General features: G+C 71.9%; 19 protein-coding genes. 10 read left to right on the top strand and 9 right to left on the bottom strand.

Annotation, left to right across the window (positions count from 1 at the left end):
* The first annotated feature begins 16 nt into the window (after positions 1–16).
* On the top strand, positions 17–1,363 hold the full coding sequence (locus ABZ937_RS09505; RefSeq protein WP_361688078.1) for a nicotinate phosphoribosyltransferase: 1,347 nt from the start codon (positions 17–19) through the stop codon (positions 1,361–1,363).
* Between the two features lie 94 nt (positions 1,364–1,457).
* Positions 1,458–2,051, top strand: a complete 594-nt coding sequence (locus ABZ937_RS09500) for an isochorismatase family protein (RefSeq protein WP_361688075.1) — start codon at positions 1,458–1,460, stop codon at positions 2,049–2,051.
* A gap of 32 nt (positions 2,052–2,083) precedes the next feature.
* On the opposite strand, the gene ABZ937_RS09495 is transcribed toward ABZ937_RS09500, so the two are convergent.
* Together ABZ937_RS09495 and ABZ937_RS09490 are read right to left on the bottom strand one after the other, a co-directional pair.
* On the bottom strand, positions 2,084–2,404 hold the full coding sequence (locus ABZ937_RS09495; RefSeq protein ID WP_361688072.1) for a hypothetical protein: 321 nt from the start codon (positions 2,402–2,404) through the stop codon (positions 2,084–2,086).
* A 121-nt stretch (positions 2,405–2,525) separates the two neighbouring features.
* Entirely contained in the window at positions 2,526–4,883 is a 2,358-nt protein-coding gene (locus ABZ937_RS09490; protein WP_361688069.1) for an immune inhibitor A domain-containing protein, read from the bottom strand.
* A 373-nt stretch (positions 4,884–5,256) separates the two neighbouring features.
* Here ABZ937_RS09490 and ABZ937_RS09485 point away from each other — a divergent pair, with 373 nt between their 5' ends.
* Positions 5,257–5,493 (top strand): hypothetical protein, encoded by a 237-nt coding sequence (locus tag ABZ937_RS09485; RefSeq protein ID WP_361688066.1) that lies wholly within the window; start codon positions 5,257–5,259, stop codon positions 5,491–5,493.
* Positions 5,494–5,511: 18 nt separating this feature from the next.
* On the opposite strand, the gene ABZ937_RS09480 is transcribed toward ABZ937_RS09485, so the two are convergent.
* Together ABZ937_RS09480 and ABZ937_RS09475 are read right to left on the bottom strand one after the other, a co-directional pair.
* Complete coding sequence (locus tag ABZ937_RS09480) at positions 5,512–6,144, bottom strand: RDD family protein (protein WP_361688063.1); 633 nt, start codon at positions 6,142–6,144, stop codon at positions 5,512–5,514.
* A 76-nt stretch (positions 6,145–6,220) separates the two neighbouring features.
* Positions 6,221–7,963, bottom strand: a complete 1,743-nt coding sequence (locus ABZ937_RS09475) for an RDD family protein (protein WP_361688060.1) — start codon at positions 7,961–7,963, stop codon at positions 6,221–6,223.
* Positions 7,964–8,195: 232 nt separating this feature from the next.
* Here ABZ937_RS09475 and ABZ937_RS09470 point away from each other — a divergent pair, with 232 nt between their 5' ends.
* A complete protein-coding gene (locus ABZ937_RS09470) occupies positions 8,196–8,609 on the top strand; it encodes an SsgA family sporulation/cell division regulator (RefSeq protein WP_361688058.1) in 414 nt (137 codons plus the stop codon).
* A gap of 14 nt (positions 8,610–8,623) precedes the next feature.
* On the opposite strand, the gene ABZ937_RS09465 is transcribed toward ABZ937_RS09470, so the two are convergent.
* Complete coding sequence (locus tag ABZ937_RS09465; protein WP_361688055.1) at positions 8,624–10,030, bottom strand: FAD-linked oxidase C-terminal domain-containing protein; 1,407 nt, start codon at positions 10,028–10,030, stop codon at positions 8,624–8,626.
* 92 nt (positions 10,031–10,122) lie between these two features.
* Between ABZ937_RS09465 and ABZ937_RS09460 the strand changes: the two genes are divergently transcribed.
* Complete coding sequence (locus ABZ937_RS09460; protein ID WP_361688052.1) at positions 10,123–11,583, top strand: tetratricopeptide repeat protein; 1,461 nt, start codon at positions 10,123–10,125, stop codon at positions 11,581–11,583.
* A 64-nt stretch (positions 11,584–11,647) separates the two neighbouring features.
* Here ABZ937_RS09460 and hppD read toward each other — a convergent pair whose 3' ends face one another.
* Complete coding sequence (gene hppD, locus ABZ937_RS09455) at positions 11,648–12,796, bottom strand: 4-hydroxyphenylpyruvate dioxygenase (protein WP_361688049.1); 1,149 nt, start codon at positions 12,794–12,796, stop codon at positions 11,648–11,650.
* Between the two features lie 122 nt (positions 12,797–12,918).
* Between hppD and ABZ937_RS09450 the strand changes: the two genes are divergently transcribed.
* Genes ABZ937_RS09450 through ABZ937_RS09430 form a run of 5 tightly spaced genes read left to right on the top strand, consistent with a single transcriptional unit; the run spans position 12,919 to position 17,098 of the window.
* Positions 12,919–13,398, top strand: coding sequence for an Lrp/AsnC family transcriptional regulator (locus tag ABZ937_RS09450; protein ID WP_361688046.1), 480 nt, complete (start codon positions 12,919–12,921; stop codon positions 13,396–13,398).
* A 20-nt stretch (positions 13,399–13,418) separates the two neighbouring features.
* Positions 13,419–14,066 (top strand): ABC transporter permease, encoded by a 648-nt coding sequence (locus ABZ937_RS09445; protein WP_361688043.1) that lies wholly within the window; start codon positions 13,419–13,421, stop codon positions 14,064–14,066.
* Positions 14,059–15,297, top strand: a complete 1,239-nt coding sequence (locus tag ABZ937_RS09440) for a betaine/proline/choline family ABC transporter ATP-binding protein (RefSeq protein ID WP_361688040.1) — start codon at positions 14,059–14,061, stop codon at positions 15,295–15,297. Before ABZ937_RS09445 ends, ABZ937_RS09440 begins: the two co-directional genes overlap by 8 nt.
* On the top strand, positions 15,294–16,142 hold the full coding sequence (locus ABZ937_RS09435) for an ABC transporter permease (RefSeq protein ID WP_361688037.1): 849 nt from the start codon (positions 15,294–15,296) through the stop codon (positions 16,140–16,142). The genes ABZ937_RS09440 and ABZ937_RS09435 overlap by 4 nt, the downstream gene beginning before the upstream one ends.
* On the top strand, positions 16,139–17,098 hold the full coding sequence (locus ABZ937_RS09430) for a glycine betaine ABC transporter substrate-binding protein (protein ID WP_361688034.1): 960 nt from the start codon (positions 16,139–16,141) through the stop codon (positions 17,096–17,098). The genes ABZ937_RS09435 and ABZ937_RS09430 overlap by 4 nt, the downstream gene beginning before the upstream one ends.
* Positions 17,099–17,119: 21 nt before the next feature.
* Here ABZ937_RS09430 and ABZ937_RS09425 read toward each other — a convergent pair whose 3' ends face one another.
* From ABZ937_RS09425 to ABZ937_RS09415, 3 genes are read right to left on the bottom strand one after another with little or no spacing between them, the layout of a single operon-like run.
* Positions 17,120–17,911: a S16 family serine protease gene (locus ABZ937_RS09425; protein ID WP_361688031.1), complete on the bottom strand. Its 792-nt coding sequence runs from the start codon at positions 17,909–17,911 to the stop codon at positions 17,120–17,122.
* A 60-nt stretch (positions 17,912–17,971) separates the two neighbouring features.
* Positions 17,972–19,084, bottom strand: a complete 1,113-nt coding sequence (gene menC / locus ABZ937_RS09420; protein ID WP_361688028.1) for an o-succinylbenzoate synthase — start codon at positions 19,082–19,084, stop codon at positions 17,972–17,974.
* Positions 19,081–19,830, bottom strand: coding sequence for a chorismate synthase (locus tag ABZ937_RS09415; RefSeq protein WP_361688025.1), 750 nt, complete (start codon positions 19,828–19,830; stop codon positions 19,081–19,083). Before ABZ937_RS09415 ends, menC begins: the two co-directional genes overlap by 4 nt.
* Positions 19,831–19,862: the final 32 nt, after the last annotated feature.

Raw genomic sequence — 19,862 nt, 5'->3', positions numbered from 1 at the left:
GTGTACGCTTCTCGTCATGAACACAGCGGACCTTGGGCTGCCGGTGGATGTTCCCTCGACGGCGCTCTTCACGGACCAGTACGAGCTGACCATGCTGCGGGCCGCCCTGAAGGCCGGTACGGCCGAACGGCGGAGCGTGTTCGAGGTCTTCACCCGGCGGCTGCCGAACGGGCGCCGCTACGGCGTGGTGGCCGGCACCGGCCGGGTCCTGGACGCGGTGGAGAACTTCCGCTTCGACAACGGCGTCCTCGGCTTCCTGCGCGAGCGGCAGATCGTCGACGAGGAGACCCTGGAGTGGCTCGCCGGCTACCGCTTCAGCGGGGACATCTGGGGCTATCCCGAGGGGGAGGTGTACTTCCCCGGCTCGCCGATCATGCGCGTCGAGGGCAGCTTCGCCGAGTGCGTCCTGCTGGAGACGGTGATCCTCTCCATCCTCAACCACGACTCCGCGATCGCCGCCGCCGCCTCCCGGATGGCCTCCGCAGCCGGTGACCGCCCGCTGATCGAGATGGGCGCCCGCCGCACCCACGAGCTGTCGGCGGTGGCCGCCGCGCGCGCCGCCTACGTGGGCGGCTTCGCCACCACCTCCGACCTGGCCGCCGGCTTCCGCTACGGCATCCCGACCGTCGGCACCTCGGCGCACGCCTTCACGCTGCTCCACGACCGCGAGCGGGACGCCTTCCGGGCCCAGGTGGAGACCCTCGGCCGGGGCACGACCCTGCTGGTGGACACCTACGACGTCGCCGAGGCCGTCCGTACGGCGGTGGAGGTGGCCGGGCCCGAGCTGGGCGCGGTCCGCATCGACTCCGGCGACCTGCTGCTGGTGGCCCACCGGGTGCGGCAGCAGCTGGACGAGCTGGGCGCGACACACACGAAGATCGTCGTGACGTCCGACCTGGACGAGTACGCCATCGCCTCGCTGGCCGCGGCGCCCGTGGACGCGTACGGCGTCGGCACCCAGCTGGTGACCGGCTCCGGGCACCCCACCTGCTCGATGGTCTACAAGCTGGTCGCCCGGGCCGAGTCCGCCGATCCGAAGGCACCGCTGGTGCCGGTCGCGAAGAAGTCCAGCGGCGGCAAGATCTCCGTCGGCGGGCGCAAGTGGGCCGCGCGCCGGCTGGACGCGGAGGGCGTCGCGGAGGCCGAGGTCGTCGGCACCGGGCCGGTCCCGGCGGAGCTGGCCGACCGGCAGCTGCTGGTCGAGCTGGTCAAGGGCGGCGAGGTGGTCGCCCGCGAGCCGCTGGACGTGCCCCGGGACCGTCACATCGCGGCCCGCGCGAATCTGCCGCTCTCCGCTACCCAGCTCTCCCGTGGGGAACCCGTCATCCCGACGGAGTACGTCCACGGGCGCTCGGGTAGCTAATGCGGGACCCCGTCCGCCCTCGAACGCCCCCTCCCGCACGGGCCCGGAAGTCTCTAGGCTCAGTTACTTCACTCTCAGTCGAAGGACACCCACCATGCGCCGCGCCTTGATCGTCGTAGATGTGCAGAACGACTTCTGCGAGGGGGGCAGTCTCGCGGTGGCCGGGGGCGCCGACGTGGCCGCCGCCGTCACCGAGCTGATCGGGCAGGCGGCGGGGGCCGGGTACCGGCACGTGGTCGCCACCCGCGACCACCACATCGCGCCCGGCGGCCACTTCGCGGACAACCCCGACTACGTCCGCTCCTGGCCCGCGCACTGTGTCGCGGGCACGGAGGGCGTGGGCTTCCACCCGAACTTCGCCCCCGCCGTCGCCTCCGGCGCGGTCGACGCGGTGTTCGACAAGGGGGCGTACTCGGCGGCCTACAGCGGCTTCGAGGGCACCGACGAGAACGGGGTCCCGCTGGCCGAGTGGCTCCGCGCCCGCGAGATCACCGAGGTGGACGTCGTCGGCATCGCCACGGACCACTGCGTGCGGGCCACCGCGCTGGACGCCGCCCGGGAGGGCTTCCGCACCCAGGTCCTCCTGGACCTCACGGCGGGGGTCGCCCCGGAGACGACCGACCGGGCCTTGGAGGAACTGCGGGAGGCGGGCGTCGAGCTGACGGGCAAGCCCGTGGTGAACGCCTAGGGGCAGCGCCGGGCGGGGCACCCGAGCAACCCCTACTGGACCACCGCTGACCTGCGCAGCAGCGCGCGGATGGGATGCCACAACTCGGTCACGATGACACCGTTGTCCGTAGGGGACGTCCGCCATATCAGCCCGTCGGGATGGTGCAGGACCGCCGTGATCTCGTCCGGCGTGGGCGGTGCGGCGTTGCCCCGGAGGTAGATCGCCCGCAGGCCCAGATTGCGGAGCCTGGTCAGGGCCCGGGCGCGGTTCTGGGCGTGCACGAGCACCCGCACCCCGGCGGAGCCGTACGGCAGGTTCAGCGCCACCACCACCGTGCCGTTCGGCAGTTTGCAGAAGCCTCCTGCGGCCATGCGGTCACATCCCCGTTTCGGTCGGTGTCAATAAGAGAGCCACAGGACGCACCTAAACACGATCGGCGGCAGCCCGCCAAGGGGCTGCCGCCGATACGTCTGTGACCTGCGGTTTTGCTGACTACTTGACCGCGGGGCCGACCTTGATCTGGATCGTGGAGCCGTCCTTGGCTTCCTTGACGATCGCGATCTTGGTGTTGGTGTCAGTGACCTTCACCCCGCCCGTCGGGTTCGACGGGTCGTAGTAGGTGTTGGTGTGGTCGTTGAAGACCGAGACACCCTTCGAGCCCTTGATCTTCAGCGCCACATCGGCCTTGTGCAGGGTGATGCCGTCCGTGCCGTAGAGGCTGAACGGGGAGTCGTAGGCCTGGATGCGGTTGCGCAGCAGCGTGCCGTCGGCCCACTTCAGCGCCTTCGGGTGCGAGTCGACCGGCAGGATCAGACCGGTGCCCGGGTGGCCGTTGGTGCTGTTGGTGTTGTCGTCCGCCTGGGAGGTGTCCCACTTCCAGATCAGCAGACCGTTCTGGTACGGGTAGTGCTCCACCCAGTCCGGACGCGACGAGAAGCCGTAGTTGTACGGGCCGACCTTGAGGGTCTTGTCGTACGACACGTACTGCCGGTTCTCGGCGATGTAGTACTGCTTGTAGTCCTTGGTGAAGGACGCGCCGATGCGGGAGAAGCCGGCCGCGGTCCAACCGGCGTCCGCGGTCTCGGCGTTGTCCGAGAACAGCGGGGTGCCGTCGGCGGTCACGGTGATCTTGTCGGCCGTGAAGCCGTTCTCCGCGACACCGCCGTCGGTGGCGTAGCGGAAGCGCAGGTCGATCTTCTTGCCCGCGTAGGCGTCGAGGGAGAACGCCAGCTTCTTGTGCGTCTGCGAGAAGCCGGTCAGGGCCGGCTTGCCGCTGGCGTCCTTCGGCAGGGCCTGGCCGTCCGCGGTGCCGTCAAGGGCGGTCCAGTTGGCGCCGCCGTCCGTCGACACCTCGGTGTAGACGAAGTCGTAGCCGTCCTCGGTGGCCCACCAGCCGTCCAGGTCCAGGCTCGCCGACGACTTGCCGGTCAGGTCGACCGACCGGGTCAGCGTGTTCTTGAGGTCGTTGCCGCTGCCGCTCCACCACTGGGTCGAGCCCTCGGCGGGCTGGGTGATGGTGGTGGTGACGGCCTTGTCCGGCAGGGTCACCAGGAGGGCCTGCTTGTCCCAGGTGTTGTACTCGGCGACACCCAGCTTGTGCGTGGACTGCTTGCCCGCCTTGGCGGTGTCGTAGTTCAGCCAGCCCAGCTGCAGCTTGTCCCAGGCGTTCATGTCGCCGGGCAGGTTGCCGATGGACTCCTTGCCGGTGCCCAGCCAGGAGCCGGAGGACATCAGGGTCCAGAAGCCGGTGGAGTTGTCGCCGCCCGCGGTGTCGTACTCGTCCGGCAGGCCGAGGTCGTGGCCGTACTCGTGGGCGAAGACGCCCAGGCCGCCGTTCTCCGGCTGGATGGTGTAGTCGCCGACCCAGATGCCGGTGCTGCCGACCTGCGTGCCGCCGAGCTTGTTGCCCGCGGGGCCGGTCGCGCCGGCGTCGGTGCCGAAGGCGTACCAGCGGTGGGCCCAGATCGCGTCCTTGCCCTGGGCGCCGCCGCCCGCGGACTCGTCCTCACCGGCGTGCACGATCTGGAAGTGGTCGACGTAGCCGTCGGGCTCGTTGAAGTTGCCGTCGCCGTCGAAGTCGTAGCGGTCCCACTGGTCGTACTTGGCCAGGTCCGCCTTGATGTCGGCGTCGGTCCGGCCGGCCGCCTTCTGCTGGGCGACCCAGGCGCTCAGGCCGTCGCTGACGACGTTCCACACGCTCGGGCAGTTGGTCTGGCCGCAGGCGTTGTTGCCGTAACGGGCCTCGTTGTAGGGGACCTTGACCCAGTCCGTGACCTCGCCGGCGACCGAGTAGCGGCCCGAGGACTGCTTCTCGTAGTACTTCTTCAGCGACTCGGTCTTCTTGCCGGTGCCGAAGTAGAGGTCCTGGTAGTGCTTCTTGTCGTAGTCCTTCTGCCAGGCCGTCGAGTTGTCCTTCTTGCGGTCCGGCTCGGCGATCTTGTTGTGGCGCGGGCCCGCGGTGCCGCCGTACTTGGGGTCGGTCTGGTCCCCGAACTCCACCAGGATGGTGAAGATCTTGTCGGTCTTCTCGCGGCTCAGCTCGACGTACTTGCTCCGGCCCTTGCGGCTCTTGAGCTTCACGACCTTGGAGCCGTTGCGCTCCTGGGCCTTCGCCTTGCCCGATATGAGCTGGTTCAGGGCCTCTTCACGCTGGGCGTCCTGGGTCTTGCTCAGCGGGCCGTCCAGGTCGTGCTTCTGCTGCTTCACCGGGGCCGGGTCGTGCCGGTTGGCGGCGGCGGACCGGGCCGGGGTGCTCGCCTCCGCGACGGCGAAGGTCGCGAACGTGGCGGAGGCCGCCGCGAGCGTCACGCCGATGGCGGCCGCTCTGAACGTCCAGGATCTGCTGGTCACTTGAGTTCCTCCCCCGCGCCGCGCACACGGACAGGGGGTTCCGGGTCATGGAGGAATCCGTGCGCGCATGATCAACGCGTGTAATCAAGTGACGACATTTGACTAGAGGTTTAGCGGAAAAGACAGACCTTGACTTGAGCAGGACAAGTGCACTATGCGGAGGTGACGTTCGCTTTGCGGACACATGTCCGTCAGCCAACGGGCGCAGGGCATCGCCCATTTGGCGGGCGGGGTGACTCCATGCGCCCCCTGTGCACCCGGTACCGTGGGTTAGGTCACGCTTACCGGGCGTTCCGCTCGGGCATGCACGCCAAGAGAGTCGAACGGCACCCCCCGCACCCCGCCTCCGAAGACTGCCGAGGACACGATTGCCATGCCTCGTCCGACCGCCGCACAGCTCGCCTACGGTTCCTGCACCGTGATCTTCTCGACGCTCGCCATGCTGCTGCTGTCCCAGACGAGTTCGGGCCTCGGGATCACCGTCATCGCCCTCGCGGCACTCGCGCTGGGCCTCCTGGTCGCCATGACGGTCCCCGTCCCCGGGGCGCGCACGGAGCAGGCGCCCGCCGAGCCCGTGGCGGACGAGGAGCGGGTCCCGACGACCCTGTGACCGTACGACGCGCTCGGCTCAACCGGTGCTGACCACCACCGTCTTGGCCGCCTTGTCGTGCAGACCCTGCTTGTACGGCTTGTCGAAGAAGCTCCAGCCGCCCGCGAGTACGAGCCAGAGACAGGAGCAGCAGTAGCACGGAAGCCACAGCACGAGCGCGCGGATCAGAGCGGTCTGCGTGGCGGGCGTGGAGCCGTCATTGAGGTTGGCCACCCTGAGGCGCAGCCACTTCTTGCCGAGGGTCTGCCCCCACTTGGCGGTCGTGAAGGTGTCGTAGGCGATGGGGATCACCATGATGAGCAGCAGCCACACGATACCCAGCGCGGACTGGGCCGTCTCGCTGTTCACAGGGAGCCCCAGGAGCAGGGTGAGCACCACATCGACGACGGCGAGGAGGACGATGTCGACGAGCCTCGCGAGGGTCCTCATGCCACTGTCAGCCAGTGGGGGCATACCGGCCAGCGGGTCGGCGGGGTAACCGCCGTAGGGCGAGCCGCCGTACGGGCCGCCGCCGTAGGGGGGTGGCTGCCGGCCCCCACCGGGCGGGGTGTCGTACGGCGAGCCCGACCCCTGGTCCGACGGGGGCCGCTTCCTGAACGGGTCGTCCTCGGGGGGCTGCTCTCCGGAGCCGGGGGGCGGTTCGCTGGTCATGGCCCGAGTGGAACCCGAACCTCCGGACTCCGCATCCGGCAGGCGGCCGTACGGAGTACGCCCCCCGCTCCGCGCGTCAGCCCGCCACGAACGTGTGCGCCGCCTTGTCGTGCCAGCACTGGTGCCAGGGCCGGTCGAACAGGCACCACAGCACGCCCACGATCCCGACGACCAGCAGCCCCGGCACGCTGAACACGAGCCAGCGGCGCAGCGCCGGACCGAATGTCGGCGGCTCGTGCGCCTCGATGTCCCGCACCTCAAGACCGCACAGCTTCTTGCCGAGGGTGCGGCCCCACTTGACGGTGGGCAGCACCTCGTACAGGACACCGGCGAGGAGCAGCACGGCGAGGATGACGCCGAGGCTGGTACCGGTCGTGCCGTCGAGCAGCCAGACGGTGACCTCGCGGCCGGAGAGCCGGGCCGCGTCGATCTTCTCCTGGACGTGGTCCACGGCCCGGATGCCGAGCGGGACCGCGGCGGCGGCCGTCACGGCGCCCAGCGCCAGCAGGTCGATCAGCCGTGCGGCGAGCCGCTTGCCGACGCCGGCGGGGCGGGCGGCGGCCTGCCGGCGCGCGGCGGCCTGGAAGACGTCCTCCACCGGCGGCTTCCACGGCGCCACGGACTGCTCGTCCCCGCCCCCGGCCAGCTGGTGCACCTGCTGCGCCCAGGACGCCTGCCCGCCACCGGGACCGCTGGTCAGCGGGGTGCCGGAAGCACCGGATGGCGGGGGCCCGGCCTGTCCGGGTCCCGCCTGCGGCGGGCCCGCTTGCTGCGGTACCGAAGGGGCTACGGCGGAGGGGGTCGGGGGCGGGGAGGGCTGCGGGATGCGCGGTGACTGCGGGCCCTGGGACGCCGGGGACGCCTGGGGCGGCTGCGCGGAGGTGGCGCGGGCCGCGGCGGCCTTGCCGGCGCCGAAGCCGGGGTTCGCGGGCGCGCCGACGGGTCCCTGCGTGGGGAGGCCGGCCGGGCCCGAAGCACCGCCCTCGGCACCGGAGGGGCCGGGCGGCACCGGCCGGAACGTCATCGTGCCGTCGTCGCCGTGGACGGCGGCCGGGCCGGGGATCGGCCGGCGGAAGATGAAGGTGCCGGGGTCCGGGGCGTCGCCGTCCTCCGCCGGGGTGCCGTCGCTACGGGCGGTGCCGTGGCCGTCGGGCGCGCTCGGGGAGTCCGCGGGAAGGCGGGGGTCGGCACCCCAGGGTGCGGCATGTCCGGGGTCACCCCCGAAGGCGGACGACGGCGCGGACTGGCCGGACCGGGCCGACGAGCCCGCCTGACCCGACTGGCCCCACTGCGCGCCCTGCGCGGCCTGACCCGACGAGCCCGGCTGGCCTGCCTGAGCCGACTGACCCCACTGCGCGCCCTGCGCGGCCTGACCGCCCTGAGCCGACCGACCCGACGAGCCCGGCTGACGTGCCTGACCCGCCTGACCCCACTGCGCACCCTGCGCAGCCTGGCCGGACGAGCCCGGCTGACCCGACTGGCCTGCCTGACCCCACTGCGCCGCCTGGCCGCCGTGTCCACCCTGCGCGCCCTGACCGCCACCGTGTCCGCCCTGGCCCTGCTGTGCCCACTGGTCCGTGCCGGTCGTCGCCGGTGGGTCCTCGTCGAAGAAGTGGGGGCCCGTCTCCTCCACGGACGCCGGGGCCGGGTGGACGCCGGGCGGCGGGGTGAGCGGTTCGCCGTCCTTCGGCGCCGGGCGGCTGGTGCCGGGCACCCAGGAGGCGCCGTTCCAGTACCGGACGTAGCCGGGGATGGACGGGTCCGGGTAGTAGCCCTCGCGGGGCCGGTCGTCACCTGGGGCCGGGGTTGGGGCGCTCATGTCCGTCGTCCCGTATCTGCTCGGGGGTGGGATGGGGGCCTCCACATCTATCAGACCGCGGCAGTCCGCAGCGCCAGTCCCACAGGACCCACCCCTTTCCGGGCTACACCGTGCCGGGCTCACGGCCCCGCGAAAGAAATTTCCCCGAACCCGCGTAATGGCCCGGCCCGTGCCCCCTCTCCCTCGTGCGGGCCCGGTCCGAGCGGCCCCGGTCAGAAGGGAAACGCAGGTCATGCATCACACCGTGGTGGAACGCGAGCTGGAGCTGAAGCTGATTCTGTCGCCGGAACGGAGGGTGCCGGTCCCGGCCCGGCTCCGCTACCGCTGCGACGACCCCTACGCCGTCCACATCACCTTCCACATCAACTCCGAGCACCCCGTCAACTGGACGTTCGCCCGCGACCTGCTGGTGGAGGGGGTGTTCCGGCCGTGCGGGCACGGGGACGTGCGGGTGTGGCCGGCGAAGACCGACGGGCGCAGTGTCGTGCTGATGGCGCTGAGTTCGCCGGACGGGGACGCCCTGCTGGAGGCGCCGTCCGCCCAGGTGTCGGCCTGGCTGGAGCGGACGCTGCGGGCGGTGCCGCCGGGGGCGGAGGGCGGGCAGCTGGGCATCGACGACGCGCTCGACCAGCTGCTCGCCCGGTGACCCCGGCCGGGGCTTCAGAAGAGCTTGCCGGGGTTGAGGATGCCGAGGGGGTCGAAGACCTGCTTCACCGCCCGCTGCATCTCCACCCCGACCGGGCCGATCTCGCGGGCCAGCCACTCCTTCTTCAGTACGCCGACGCCGTGTTCGCCGGTGATGGTGCCGCCCAGTTCCAGGCCGAGGGCCATGATCTCGTCGAAGGACTCGCGGGCCCGGCGGGACTCGTCGGGGTCCTGGGCGTCGAAGCAGACGGTGGGGTGGGTGTTGCCGTCGCCGGCGTGCGCGCAGACGCCGATCGTGAGGTCGTACTTGTCGGCGATCCGCTCGACGCCGTCCAGCATGGCGCCGAGCCGGGAGCGGGGCACGCACACGTCGTCGATCATCGTCGTGCCCTTCACCGCCTCCAGCGCGGTCAGCGAGAGCCGCCGCGCCTGGAGGAGGAGTTCGGACTCGGCGGCGTCCTCGGCCGGGACCACCTGGGTGGCCCCGGCCGCCTCGCACAGGGCGCCGACGGCGGCCAGGTCGGCGGCAGGGTCCGGGCTGTCGAAGGCGGCCAGCAGCAGCGCCTCGGTGGTCTCGGGCAGCCCCATGTGGGCGAGGTCGTTGACCGCCTTGACGGTCGTACGGTCCATCAGTTCGAGGAGGGAGGGGACGTGCCCGCCCTCCATGATCCGGCACACGGCGTCGCAGGCGGCGGTCGCGGAGGCGAACTCGGCGGCCAGGACGAGCTGCTGGGGCGGCTTGGGCTTCAGCGCCAGGACGGCCCGGACGACGATGCCGAGGGAGCCCTCGGAGCCGACGAAGAGGCGGGTGAGGTCGTAGCCGGCGACGCCCTTGGCGGTACGCCGGCCGGTGGACATCAGGCGGCCGTCGGCGAGGACGACGTCCAGGCCGAGGACGTACTCGGCGGTCACGCCGTACTTGACGCAGCACAGGCCGCCGGAGGCGGTGCCGATGTTGCCGCCGATGGTGCACATCTCCCAGCTGGAGGGGTCCGGCGGGTAGTACAGGCCGTGTTCCTCGACCGCGCGGGACAGGGTCGCGTTGATCACGCCGGGTTCGACCACGGCGATCCGGTCGACGGGGCTGATCTCCAGGACGCGGTCCATCTTGGTGAGGGACAGCACGATGCAGCCGTCGGTGGCGTTGGCGCCGCCGGACAGGCCGGTGCGGGCGCCCTGCGGGACGACCGGCACGCGCAGTTCGGTGGCGGTGCGCATGACGTGCTGGACCTGCTCGACGGTGCGCGGGAGGACGACGACGGCGGGGCTGCCGGCCGGGCAGAAGCTCGCCATGTCGTTGGCGTAGGAGGCCGTGACGTCGGGGTCGGTCAGGACGGCCTCGGGCGGCAGGCCGGCCAGGAGCCGGTCGGTGAGGTTGCCCGTGTGCTCGTCGCGCGGTGCTTCGATGCGGCTCATGATCACAGCGTGGCACTCGCGGCCATCGGTGTGAACCCCGGCCGCCCCGCCCTTGGGCCACCCGGATGTGCTCGTCGTACTGACGCACAGTGAGCGCCATGGACAACCGGCAGTGCGTGGGTACGTCCCTGATCTCCGAGCCGCCGGCACCGCGCCGGCCCCGGCGGGTGCTGCGGCGGGTGCTGGTCGCCGCCCTGGCGGCCGGTGTCGTGGCCGGCACGGTGCTGACCCTGCTGCCGACGGAGCGGCAGCAGCGGGCGGCCCGGCCGCCCGCCGCGGGTCCGCAGGCACAGGCGCCGACGCTGACGACGGTGACGTACGGGGTGCCGGCCGCGCTGCCCGGCCTGTCGGCGCTCATCGCGCGGCAGGAGGGGCGGGTGCGGGCGCGGCCGAAGGACGCCCGGGCGTGGGCGCTGCTGGGCTCGGCCTACGTGGAGCGGGGGCGCCGGGCGGGGGACGTGGCGGACTATCCGCGGGCCGAGCGGGCGCTGCGGACCTCGCTGGAGGTGCGCGGCACCCGGAACACCGACGCGCTGGACGGTCTGGCCGCGCTGGCGCTGGCGCGCCGGGACTTCCCGGCGGCGAAGCAGTACGGCGAGCAGGCGCTGAAGGCGGCGCCGAAGCGGTGGACGGCGTATCCGCCGCTGATCGACGCCTACACCGGGCTCGGCGACTACAAGAACGCCCGCGCGACCCTGGACAGGCTGCTGGCGCTGCGCACCGGCGCCGAGGCGCGGCCGGCGGTGATGGCGCGGGCCGCGGCGGTGTACCGGGACCGGGGCTGGCGCGAGGACGCGGTGGCCCGGCTGACCGACGCGGCGGCCGCCGCCCGCACCCCGGCCGAGCGGGCCGCCTGGCTGACCGGGGTCGGGCAGCTGGCCTGGGAGCGCGGGGACCTGCAGGACGCGCTGCGGCACTTCGTGGCCGCGCTGCGGCTCGACCCCGACCAGCGGGCGGCGTCGGCGGGGCGGGCGCGGACGCTGGCCGCGCTGGGGCGCACCGACGAGGCGCTGGCCGCGTACCGGGCCGTCGTCGCGCAGCGGCCGGACCCCGCGGACCTGCTGGAACTGGGCGAGCTGTACGAGTCGCTGGGGCAGCCCGAGCTCGCCGAGGAGCAGTTCACGCGGCTGAAGACCGCGGTACGGGAGTCGGTGGCGGGCGGGGTCGACCAGGAGCTGCTGATCGGGCGGTACGAGGCGGACCACGGGGACCCGTGGGAGGCGGTGGAGCGGTTGCGGGAGGAGTGGCAGCGGCAGCCGGGGATCGAGGTGGCCGACGCGCTGGGCTGGGCGCTGCACCGGACCGGCGAGGACACGGAGGCGCTGACCTACGCGACCGTCGCGACGGACAAGACGAAGGGCGGCGGGGTGCGCAGCGCGCTGTACGCGTTCCACCGGGGGGTGATCGAGGGCGAGCTGGAGAAGTACGCGTCCGCGCGGCGGCATCTGCAGGAGGCGCTGCGGATCAACCCCTTCTTCTCCCCGCTGAGGGCGCCCGACGCCCGGGGCGCCCTGGCCGCGCTGGGCGACGTACCGGACGAGCCGCTGCCCGAGACCTAGGCGGCCCTGGGTCTCGGGCAGCGGCTCCACGGTCCCCCTGGACGTCCGGCGGGGGACCCGTCGGCTACAGGTTGCCCCGCTTGGCCTGCTCGCGTTCGATCGCCTCGAACAGTGCCTTGAAGTTGCCCTTGCCGAAGCCCATCGAGCCGTGCCGCTCGATGAGTTCGAAGAACACGGTCGGCCGGTCCTGGACCGGCTTGGTGAAGATCTGCAGCAGGTAGCCGTCCTCGTCCCGGTCGGCGAGGATCTTCAGCTCGCGCAGGGTGTCGATCGGCACCCGGGTGTCGCCGACCCACTCGCCGAGGGTGTCGTAGTACGAGTCGGGGGTGTCGAGGAACTCGACGCCGGCCGCGCGCATGGTGCGGACCGTCGCCACGATGTCGTTCGTGTTGAGCGCGATGTGCTGGACGCCCGCGCCGCCGTAGAACTCCAGGTACTCGTCGATCTGGGACTTCTTCTTGGCGACGGCGGGCTCGTTGATCGGGAACTTGACCTTGAGGGTGCCGTCCGCGACCACCTTCGACATCAGGGCGCTGTACTCGGTGGCGATGTCGTCGCCCACGAACTCCTTCATGTTCGTGAAGCCCATGACCTTGTTGTAGAAGGCCACCCATTCGTTCATCCGGCCGAGTTCCACGTTGCCGACGCAGTGGTCGATGGCCTGGAAGGTGCGCTGGGCGGGCGGCTCGACGAGCGGGGCGGCGGCGGTGTAGCCGGGGAGGTAGGGGCCGTCGTAGCCGGAGCGGTCCACCAGGGTGTGGCGGGTCTCGCCGTAGGTGGCGATCGCGGCGAGGACGACGGTGCCGTGCTCGTCCTTCACCTCGTACGGCTCGGCGACGCTCTTCGCGCCGTGCTCGATCGCGTACGCGTACGCGCGGCGGGCGTCGGGGACCTCGATGGCGAGGTCGACGACGCCGTCGCCGTGCTCGGCCACGTGCCGGTCCAGGAAGTGGCCCCAGTCCGTGCTCGCCTTGATGACCGAGGTGAAGACGAAGCGGGCGGAGCCGTTCTCCAGCACGTAGGCGGCGGTCTCGCGGCTGCCGTTCTCCGGTCCGGAGTAGGCGACCAGCCGCATGCCGAAAGCGGTGGAGTAGTAGTGCGCCGCCTGCTTGGCGTTGCCCACGGCGAAGACGACCGCGTCCATTCCCTTGACCGGGAAGGGGTCGTCCTGCCGGGCGGTCGTGTCGGGAGTGTGCTGTGTGGTCTGCGTCATGGCGGAAGGGTGGCTCTGCTCGGCAAGGTGCGCAATAGTTCGCTTCATCGCTGGGCAATCTGACCAGCACTATGGCCGTATCGGCGGTCTTTCTGTACAGGATGACCATCTCAGGGGGTCCCGTGGCGATCGATCATCTGGACGGGCGGATCATCGTGCTGCTGGCCGAGGAACCGCGCATCGGCGTGCTGGAGATGTCCCGGCGGCTGGGCGTGGCCCGGGGCACGGTGCAGGCGCGGCTGGACCGGCTTCAGTCGAACGGAGTCATCCGCGGGTTCGGCCCGCAGGTGGACCCGGCGGCCCTCGGCTACCCGGTCACCGCGTTCGCCACGCTGCAGATCCGGCAGGGCCAAGGCCCCGACGTGCGGGCGTACTTGGCGACGGTGCCGGAGGTGCTGGAGCTGCTGACCACCACCGGCAGCGGGGACATGCTGTGCCGGCTGGTGGCCCGCTCGAACGCCGATCTTCAGCGGGTGATCGACCGGGTTGTCGGTTTTGATGGCATCGTCCGGGCCTCCACGGCGATCGTCATGGAGAACCCCGTCCCGCTGCGGATCATCCCGCTGGTGGAGCAGGCGGCCCGGGACCGGGAAGAGACGTGACCGACCGGGGGTGAGCGCGGGTGAGCTTCTGGGAGTACCTGGGCAGCCGGCACCAGCAGCTGCTCACGGACGCCTACCAGCACGCCAGCGCGGTGTTCCAGTGCATGGTCCTGGCGACCCTCCTCGGCGTGCTCGTCGCCGTCGTCACCTACCGCTCCGAGTGGGCCGGGAACCTCGCCACCACCGCCACCTCGACCATTCTGACCATCCCCTCGCTCGCCATGATCGGTCTGCTCGTCCCGGTCGTCGGCCTGGGCGTGCCGCCCACGGTGATCGCGCTGACGCTGTACGGGCTGCTGCCGATCGTGCGGAACGCGATCGTGGGCCTGCGCGGGGTGGACCCGGCACTGGTGGACGCGGCCCGCGGCATCGGCATGTCGGGGCCGATGCGGCTGGTGCGGGTGGAGCTGCCGCTGGCCTGGCCGCCGATCCTGACCGGCATCCGGGTCTCCACCCAGATGCTGATGGGCATCGCCGCGATCGCCGCGTACGCCTCCGGACCCGGCCTGGGCAACGAGATCTTCCGCGGGCTCGCCTCCCTGGGCAGCAGGAACGCGCTGAACCAGGTGCTCGCGGGCACCCTCGGGATCATCGTCCTCGCCCTGCTGTTCGACGCCGCGTACGTCCTGATCGGGCGGCTGACCATTCCGAGGGGGATCCGTGTCTGAGTCCTCCGTCGCGGGTGCGGCCATCGAGCTGGAGAACCTGACCAAGCGCTACCCGGGCAGCTCCCAGCCCGCCGTCGACAGCGTGAACATGGAGATCAGGGCCGGGGAGACGGTGATCTTCGTCGGCCCGTCCGGCTGCGGCAAGTCCACGACCCTGAAGATGATCAACCGGCTGATCGAGCCGACCGGCGGCCGGATCCGGATCGGCGGCGAGGACGTCACCGGCATCGACGCGGTGAAGCTGCGCCGCAAGGTCGGGTACGCGATCCAGTCGGCCGGGCTGTTCCCGCACATGACGGTCGCCCAGAACATCGCCCTGGTCCCGGGGATGCTCCGCTGGCCGAAGGGCCGGATCCGCTCCCGCGTCGAGGAACTGCTCGACCTGGTCGGCCTGGACCCCGGCGAGTTCCACGGCCGCTATCCGCGCCAGCTCTCCGGCGGCCAGCAGCAACGCGTGGGGGTGGCGCGGGCGCTGGCCGCCGATCCCCCGGTCCTCCTCATGGACGAGCCGTTCGGCGCGGTCGACCCGATCACCCGCGATCACCTCCAGGACGAGCTGATCCGGCTCCAGCGCGAACTGCACAAGACGATCGTGTTCGTCACCCACGACTTCGACGAGGCGATCAAACTGGGCGACCGGATCGCGGTGCTGCGCGAACGCTCGCACATCGCCCAGTTCGACACCCCGGAGGCGATCCTCACCAACCCCGCCGACGACTTCGTGTCCGGTTTCGTCGGCGCCGGCGCGGCCCTGAAGCGGCTCAACCTGACCCGGGTGCGGGACGTGGAGATGCGGGACTACCCGACGGTGACCGTGGACACCCCGCTCCAGCAGATCTTCGGGTACCTGCGGGGCAGCGGCACCAACGAGATCCTGCTCCTGGACAGGCGCCGCCGGCCCTACAAGTGGCTGCGGCGCGGCGACCTGATGCGGGCCCGCGGCTCGCTCGCCCGCGCGGGCACGCTGGTGCACGACACGGTGACCCGGGACGCCACCCTCCGGGACGCGCTGGAGGCCGTACTGACGGACAACGCGGGCCGGGTCGCGGTGACCGGGCGGCGCGGCGAGTACATCGGCGTGGTCGACATGGAGACGCTGATGAACTCCGTGCACGAGCTGCTGGAGGCCGACCGGCTGGAGGCCATGGAGGCGCAGGCCGAGCTGGAGGAGGCGCGCGCCCAGCAGACCCACTTCGAGCAGGAGGGTCCCGGCGGGGTGACGAAGGCATGAGCACCGCTCAGCGGCCGAAGGGCGAGCACGAGGCCGAGCAGCCCGCCTTCCATGACGAGGGCGAGGCGGAGCAGGAGGCCCCGCCCCCGCCCCGGCGCCCGCCCGGCCGCCGGCTGACCTGGCCGCGGCTGACCGTGCTGCCCGCGTTCCTGATCGCCGTACTCCTCGCGACCTGGCTGTGGTTCCGGCAGGCGGACCTGGACACGATCTCCCGGAACGCGCTGTCGGGCGGCCAGGTCTCGAAGGCGCTGTGGCAGCACGTGCGGCTGACGGTGATCTCCACCTTCTTCGTGCTGGTCATCGCCGTCCCGCTGGGCATCGTGCTGACCCGGCGGGCGTTCCGGAAGGCCACCCCGGCGGCCATGACGCTGGCCAACGCGGGCCAGGCGACCCCGGCGATCGGCCTGCTGGCCCTGCTCGTCATCTGGCTCGGCACCGGTGCGAAGGCGGCCCTGATCGGCATCATCGTCTACGCGGTCCTGCCGGTGCTCTCCAACACGATCGCCGGCCTGCAGGCCAACGATCCCGCCCTGCTGGAGGCGGCCCGTGGCATCGGCATGTCCCCGCTCGGCGTGCTCGGCCGCGTCGAGCTGCCCCTCGCCGTCCCGCTGATCCTCGCCGGCGTCAGAACCGCCCTGGTGCTGAACGTCGGTACGGCCACCCTGGCGACCTTCGGCGGGGGCGGCGGCCTCGGCACGCTGATCACCACCGGCATCACCACCCAGCGCATGCCGGTGCTGGTGCTGGGCTCGGTGCTGACCGTGGCGCTGGCCCTGCTGGTGGACTGGCTGGCCTCGCTGGCGGAGGTGCTGCTGCGGCCACGGGGTCTGGAGGCGGGCACATGAGGCGCCGGGTGTGCCCGGTGCTGGCCGCGCTGCTCCTCGTACCGGCCGGCTGCGGGCTGAGCAGCGGCTCCCCCATGACCGACGACGTCGGGCCCGGCACGATCGGCCGGGGCGAACCGCTCAAGGGAGCCCGTCTCACGGTGACCTCGAAGGAGTTCACCGAGCAGCTGATCCTCGGCGCGATCATGGGGATCGCCTTCCAGGCGGCCGGCGCGGACGTCGTCGACCGGACCGGGATCCAGGGGTCCATCGGCTCCCGGGAGGCGGTCCGGAAGGGGGACGCGGACGCCCAGTTCGAGTACACCGGCACCGGCTGGATCACCTACCTGGGCAACAGCGACCCCATCCCCGATCCGCGGAAGCAGTGGCAGGCCGTCAGGGACTCCGACCTGCGCAACGGGCTGACCTGGCTGCAGCCCTCGAAGCTCGACAACACCTACGCGCTCGCCATGAACCGGGCCGGCTTCCGGAAGTACCGCACGAGGACGCTGTCCGAGGTGGCCGCGCTGTCGAAGAAGGACCCGGGCGCGGTCACCCTGTGCGTGGAGGGGGAGTTCGCCAACCGGGCCGACGGGCTGCCCGGCATGGAGAAGGCGTACGGCATGAGCCTGCCGGCGCGGAACGTCACCCAGATGGACACCGGGATCATCTACACCCAGGTGGCGAAGGGCGGTTGCGCCTACGGCGAGGTGTTCACCACCGACGGCCGCATCACATCGATGCACCTGGTGGTGACGGCCGACGACAAGAAGTTCTTCCCCCACTACAACGCCACCCCCGTGGTCAACACGAAGGTCCTGGAGAAGTGGCCGGCCATCGCGGGCGTCATCGAGCCCGTCACCCGGAAGCTGGACAACACGGTGGCGCGGACCCTGAACGCCAGGGTGGACGTCGACGGCGAGGACCCGCACCAGGTGGCGCTGGACTGGATGAAGCAGGAGGGGTTCGTGACGTAGCCCGCCCTCTCCCGCCGGGGACTAGCAGCTCGGAACGGGGCCCTTGCCCTTCTCCAGGGCCACCAGGGAGTCGACCGCGCCCTTGAGCGTCGTCACCGGAACCAGCCGCAGGCCCTTCGGCAGCTCCGCCTTCGCCTCGCCGCACTCCGCCTTCGGGACCAGGAAGACGGTGGCCCCGTCCCGGCGCGCGGCCTGCGTCTTCAGGGCCACCCCGCCGACCGCGCCGACCTTGCCGGCCGCGTCGATCGTGCCCGTACCGGCGATCGTGCGGCCTCCGGTGAGGTCGCCGCCGCTGCCGTCGCCGTCCAGCTTGTCGATGATCCCCAGGGTGAACAGCAGCCCCGCGCTGGGCCCGCCCACGTCGGCGAGCTTCAGCGTGACCTTGACCTTGTCGGGGCTGAGCCCGAGGTACTTCAGCGCCGCCTGGGCCGCCGCGTCCTGGGACTCCTCCATCTGCGCCTGGTTGTGCTTCTCGATCTCCTTGACGGTGTCACCGCTCGGGTAGACCGCGTCGCGCGGCATGACGGCCCGGTCGGTACGGAACCAGTTGTCGAGCACGTCACCGAGGGAGACCCGGGTGTCCGGGCCGGTCGCCACGATCGTCGTCATCCGCAGCTGCCCGCTGGTCTTCCGGGTCGCCGCGCCGGAGACCGTGATCACCTGGGTGCCCCGGTAGGCGCCGAGCACGTTCGCCGTGCTCCCGGGCTGCGCCACCGAGAACGGCAGCGGCGCGAACACCGCCGTGGCGAGCAGTGCCGCGGCGGGCAGTGCGCAGACGGCGAGGGCCTGGGGGCGTGTGAGACGTGAGAGCACGGGGTCAATCTAACCCGGCGCCCTTGTCCGGCCCCCGGCCCCTCACCGCCCCCGGGCCCCTCACGCGGCGTAGAGGTCCCGGCGCTCGCGGGTGAACCGGCGCAGGGCGTCCGGCAGGGGGGTGACGCCGATGCCGGGGCCGGCCGGGACCGGGAGATGGCCGTCCTCGTCGAGGACGAACGGCTCGGTGATGTCCTCCGCGAAGTAGCGGCTGGACGCCGAGGTGTCCCCGGGCAGGGTGAAGCCGGGCAGCGCGGCCAGGGCGAGGTTCGGGGCGCGGCCGATGCCGGTCTCCAGCATGCCGCCGCACCACACCGGCACCCCGTGCGCGTGGGCCACGTCGTGCACCCGGCGGGCCTCCAGGTAGCCGCCGACCCGGGCGGGCTTGACGTTCACCACCCGGCAGGCGTCCAGGGCTATCGCGGACGCGGTGTCGCGGGCGTGGTGCAGGGACTCGTCCAGGCAGACCGGGGTCGACAGCCGCTGCTGGAGCAGGGCGTGGGCGTGCAGGTTGTTCTCCTCCAGCGGCTCCTCGATCAGCAGCAGCCCGAACGCGTCCAGCCGCCGCAGGTGCGCGGCGTCGGCGAGGGTGTAGGCGGTGTTGGCGTCGACCTGGAGGGGCAGGTCGTCGCCGAAGCGCTCGCGGACCGCCCGTACCGGCTCGACGTCCCAGCCGGGCTCGATCTTCAGCTTGATCCGCACATACCCCTCGGCGAGGTAGCGCTCGACGTCGTCCAGCAGCTCGGGGACCGAGTTCTTGATGCCGACCGACACCCCGGCGGGCACCCGGTCCCGTACCGCGCCGAGATAGGTCGCGAGCGGCATGCCGTACGACCGCAGCTCGGCGTCCAGCAGCGCCGTCTCCAGGGCCGCCTTCGCCAGCTCGTGGCCCTTGACCTTCGCCACGGCCGGGGCGAGGGCGGCGGCCGTGGCCTCCCCCAGCGCCGCCACGCGCGGGATCAGGAAGTCGCGCAGCACGATCTCCGCGCCGGCGACGAACTCCGAGCAGTACAGCGGCTCGGGGTCGGCGGCGAACTCCGACCAGCCCTCGGCACAGTCGGTGACGACGTGCAGGAGGAAGGTGTCCTTCGTCGTCATCGTCCCGAAGGACGTACGGAACGGGGTGACCAGCGGGATCGCGACGTGCACGATCTCGACGCGTTCGAGCTTCACGCGGCCCCCTCCGTCCGGGTCAGGGTGTACCAGCCGTCGCGGGACATCCCGGTGGCCCGGAATCCGTCCGCGAAGGCCGTCAGCAGCACCTCGCGCACCGCGTACCGCCAGCGCAGGGCCAGCGCCGGGTCGGCGGCGCGCAGCTTCACGACGTCCTCCGGCACCCGGCACCACAGGTGCCGCTCGTCGCGGCGGGCGAGGGGGTCGCCGTCGGGGGCGGTGGCGGTGACCGGTCCGCGGGGTCCGGCGTCGTACGACGCCGTCGGCGCGCCCAGCTCCCAGGTCACCGTCAGGCGGTCGCTCTCGTCGCCGTCGTTCACGCCGTCGGCCATGGGGCCGTAGAAGTCGACCAGGTACTCGGTGCCGGCGGCGCCCAGCTTGACCAGGTTGAAGCGGGCGTTGCGGCCGACCAGCGGGTCGAAGGTCCAGCGCATGGTGCGGGCGCCCAGGCCGAGCGCCCAGTCGCGCTGGGCCAGCTTCAGGGTGTGCCCGAGCCCGCGCTCGGCGGCGGCCACCAGCGAGTACGTGCTGCGATCGGCGCCGAGGACGGCGACGGACGCGCCGGCGAGCCGCTGCCCGTCGTACGCGGCGTGGACCGCGCCGCCGGCGTGCACCAGGCTGTGCAGGACCTCGGCCGGATAGGGCGGGGCGGTGCGGGGCGTCTGCCAGACGTCGCTGAAGTGGTCGGCGACGGCCGCGAGGGAGGCGACGTCGTGGACGGTACGGATGGTGACTCCTGCTGTCATGGCACGAGTCTCGGAGGAGCCGGCTCCGCGTG

This window comes from Streptomyces sp. NPDC046727, from assembly GCF_040645635.1.
GTDB lineage: Bacteria > Actinomycetota > Actinomycetes > Streptomycetales > Streptomycetaceae > Streptomyces.
The sequence above is the reverse complement of the archived record's forward strand: the minus strand, read 5'-3'. Positions and strand labels throughout refer to the sequence as shown.

What these genes read in the sequence shown, in the direction of transcription:
- ABZ937_RS09495 (WP_361688072.1), bottom strand. Translation starts at nt 2,404, where the DNA reads ATGGCCGCAGGAGGCTTCTGCAAACTGCCGAACGGCACGGTGGTGGTG.
- ABZ937_RS09415 (WP_361688025.1), bottom strand. Translation starts at nt 19,830, where the DNA reads ATGACAGCAGGAGTCACCATCCGTACCGTCCACGACGTCGCCTCCCTC.
- ABZ937_RS09460 (WP_361688052.1), top strand. Translation starts at nt 10,123, where the DNA reads ATGGACAACCGGCAGTGCGTGGGTACGTCCCTGATCTCCGAGCCGCCG.
- ABZ937_RS09475 (WP_361688060.1), bottom strand. Translation starts at nt 7,963, where the DNA reads ATGAGCGCCCCAACCCCGGCCCCAGGTGACGACCGGCCCCGCGAGGGC.
- ABZ937_RS09485 (WP_361688066.1), top strand. Translation starts at nt 5,257, where the DNA reads ATGCCTCGTCCGACCGCCGCACAGCTCGCCTACGGTTCCTGCACCGTG.
- ABZ937_RS09470 (WP_361688058.1), top strand. Translation starts at nt 8,196, where the DNA reads ATGCATCACACCGTGGTGGAACGCGAGCTGGAGCTGAAGCTGATTCTG.
- ABZ937_RS09435 (WP_361688037.1), top strand. Translation starts at nt 15,294, where the DNA reads ATGAGCACCGCTCAGCGGCCGAAGGGCGAGCACGAGGCCGAGCAGCCC.
- ABZ937_RS09505 (WP_361688078.1), top strand. Translation starts at nt 17, where the DNA reads ATGAACACAGCGGACCTTGGGCTGCCGGTGGATGTTCCCTCGACGGCG.
- ABZ937_RS09430 (WP_361688034.1), top strand. Translation starts at nt 16,139, where the DNA reads ATGAGGCGCCGGGTGTGCCCGGTGCTGGCCGCGCTGCTCCTCGTACCG.
- ABZ937_RS09500 (WP_361688075.1), top strand. Translation starts at nt 1,458, where the DNA reads ATGCGCCGCGCCTTGATCGTCGTAGATGTGCAGAACGACTTCTGCGAG.
- ABZ937_RS09480 (WP_361688063.1), bottom strand. Translation starts at nt 6,144, where the DNA reads ATGACCAGCGAACCGCCCCCCGGCTCCGGAGAGCAGCCCCCCGAGGAC.
- hppD (WP_361688049.1), bottom strand. Translation starts at nt 12,796, where the DNA reads ATGACGCAGACCACACAGCACACTCCCGACACGACCGCCCGGCAGGAC.